Source organism: Trebonia sp. (assembly GCF_049794275.1).
Lineage (GTDB): Bacteria > Actinomycetota > Actinomycetes > Streptosporangiales > Streptosporangiaceae > Trebonia.
On the sequence record NZ_JBARCR010001311.1, the window covers coordinates 1 to 2803 of the forward strand.

Consider the following 2803-nt stretch of genomic DNA (forward strand, 5'->3'; position numbering starts at 1 on the left):
GCCGCGCAGTCCCCGTCCGTGCCGGTCTCGCCGCCGGACGCGCCGCCGCGGGCCCGGCGCTCCAGGCACGCCGGGTACCCCGGGCGCCCCGGGCGGCGTTACGCCGTTCTCACCGCTGTGCACAGTCACCGAGCGTATCTCCGCGTGCTGGCTGTCAGGTACCACCAGGGCCGATGAAGGACCGATGAAGGTCCGACAAAACGACACGATCGTGAACGACCGCCGGTGATGGCATAACCGGCCCCGGATAGGTACCGTCAGCCGATGTGAGCGACCTCGATTCCACGCCAGCGGTCAGGGGGACGGTGCCCGCCTGGCGGGCCGGCTGCGCTCACACGGGCACGTCTTTGCCGCGTGCCGGGGGGGATCGCGCTGCTATCGTGGTCTCTATCGATCTGGTGAGCGAGGTGGGCTGGTGAATACCCGTTGCTGCTCACGCACCGCGTGCAAGCAGCCTCCCGTCTACACGCTCACGTACGTGTACCGCGACTCGACGGCGGTGCTCGGGCCGCTCGCGGCCTACGTCGAACCGCACTGCTACGACTTGTGCGAGAAGCACGCCGCCAGGCTGGTCGTGCCGCGCGGCTGGGACGTGGTGCGGCTGCCGCCGGATCCGGCGCAGGAACGGGCCGACGACCTCGAGGCGCTGGCAAACGTCGTCCGCGAGGCAGGGCGCCCCGGCCCTGCCAGGACCGCCACGGCGAGCGGTGCCGCGGGCCCGGCCCAGGCGGCCGTTACCGAACCGGTCGGTCAGGGCGTCGAGGTCGGCCGCCGCGGGCATTTGCGCGTGGTCCGCTCCGCTCCGACGGCTCAACCCGAATCTTAACGCCGGCTCCGGGCCGCCGACCGATAGGTTGGTCCTGGGAAAGTCCGCGGGGACCGGATCAGGAAGCGAGCCACAGTGAGCGATCTGGACAAGATCTTCAAGGCATACGACATCAGGGGTGTCGTGCCTGACGAGCTTGACGAAGGCGTCGCAGAACAGGTCGGTGCGGCGTTCGTCCGGCTGACCAACGCGAAGAGCATCGTCACGCTGCACGACATGCGCGCGAGCAGCGCGCCGCTCGCCGAGGCGCTTGGCCGCGGCGCGGCGGCGCAGGGCGCTGACGTGATCCACGGCGGTCTCGGCTCCACTGACATGGTGTATTACGCGAGCGGCTCGCTCGACATACCCGGCGCGATGATCACCGCCAGCCACAACCCTGCCAGGTACAACGGCATCAAGCTGTGCAAGGCGGGCGCGAAGCCGGTCGGCATCGAGACCGGCCTCGCCGAGATCAAGGCCATGGTGCAAGACGGCGTCCCCGCCTACGACGGCGAACCGGGCACGACGACGAGCAGGGACCTGCTGCCCGGCTACGCGGAGTACCTGAAGAAGCTGGTCGACCTGTCTGGCATCCGGCCGCTGAAGGTTGTCGTGGACGCGGGCAACGGCATGGCCGGGCACACCGTGCCCGTCGTGTTCGAGGGCCTGCCGCTCACGCTCATCGCGCTGTACTTCGAGCTCGACGGCACGTTCCCGAACCACGAGGCCAACCCGATCGACCCGGAGAACCTGCGCGACCTGCAGCAGGCGGTCAAGGACAACAACGCCGACATCGGCCTGGCCTTCGACGGCGACGCCGACCGCTGCTTCGTCGTCGACGAGCGCGGGGAGATCGTCAGCCCGAGTGTGCTGGCCGCGCTGATCGCGACCCGCGAGCTGGCCCGCGAGCCCGGCGCGACGGTCATCCACAACCTGATCACGTCACGGGCGGTGCCCGAGCTGATCACCGAGCACGGCGGCACCCCGGTCCGCACCCGGGTGGGCCACTCGTTCATCAAGGCGAAGATGGCGGAGACAAACGCCGTGTTCGGCGGCGAGCACTCCGGCCACTTCTACTTCAGGGACTTCTGGTTCGCCGACTCGGGCATGCTGGCGGCGCTGCACGTGCTGGCCGCGCTCGGCCACGACAGCCGGCCGCTGTCCGTCATGCTGCAGGACTTCTCCCGGTACGCGGCGAGTGGCGAGATCAACAGCGAGGTCGCCGACCAGGCCGCCGCCACTGCCAAGGTGAAGAACATTTATTCAGAACGTCCCGGGGTGACCCTGGATGAGCTCGACGGTCTGACCATCATGGGAGACGACTGGTGGTTCAACATCCGTCCCTCCAACACCGAGCCGCTGCTGCGGCTGAACGTGGAAGCGGCCACTCCCGGGCAGATGGCCGCGATCAGGGACGAAGTGCTCGGCCTGGTTAGAGGATGAGCCGCGTGGAACTCGACGACTGGCTGCTGGAAATCATCGTCTGTCCCAACTGCCGCGCCGGGCTGCGGGTCGACGACGCGGCGAGCGAGCTGGTGTGCACGGGCTGCGGGCTGGCCTACCCGGTCCGCGACAACATCCCGGTGCTGCTCGTGGACGAGGCACGGCGGCCTGACGCCCCTGGCGGCCCCGACGCTCCTGGCGGCACGGGGTGAATACCCCGCACGGCGGCGGTCTCTCGCTCGCCGCGCTCCGGCTCGACGACCCCGATATGGTCGAGGCAGGCGACCCTGGGGGGATGCTGCGGGAGGTCGCGTCGTCCGCGGCGCAGGTCCGCACCGCCTTGCGGGCATGCGCGGAGGCTGACCTGTCGGCGCTGCGGCCGGACACCAGGCCGCGCGCGATCGTCGTGGCCGGGAGCGGCGGCTCCGCCTTCGCCGGCGACGCGCTGGCGGCGATCTGCGGGGTCAGCTCGCCGGTTCAGGTGCTTCGCGTGTCCGGTTACCAGCTGCCCGGCTGGGTCGGCGCCGCTGACCTGGTGATCGCGGCGTCCAGGTC

General features: G+C 70.1%; 3 protein-coding genes and 1 pseudogene. All 4 read left to right on the top strand.

What is annotated here, in order from left to right; all coding sequences use genetic code 11:
- The first annotated feature begins 412 nt into the window (after positions 1-412).
- Complete coding sequence (locus WA805_RS31730) at positions 413-826, top strand: DUF3499 domain-containing protein (protein ID WP_422278086.1); 414 nt, start codon at positions 413-415, stop codon at positions 824-826.
- 75 nt (positions 827-901) lie between these two features.
- A complete protein-coding gene (locus WA805_RS31735) occupies positions 902-2248 on the top strand; it encodes a phosphomannomutase/phosphoglucomutase (RefSeq protein ID WP_425244189.1) in 1347 nt (448 codons plus the stop codon).
- Positions 2245-2460 (top strand): Trm112 family protein, encoded by a 216-nt coding sequence (locus tag WA805_RS31740; protein WP_422278080.1) that lies wholly within the window; start codon positions 2245-2247, stop codon positions 2458-2460. The genes WA805_RS31735 and WA805_RS31740 overlap by 4 nt, the downstream gene beginning before the upstream one ends.
- Positions 2457-2803: pseudogene (locus WA805_RS31745) on the top strand (mannose-6-phosphate isomerase); the annotation flags it as partial. The gene WA805_RS31740 and the pseudogene WA805_RS31745, both read left to right, overlap by 4 nt.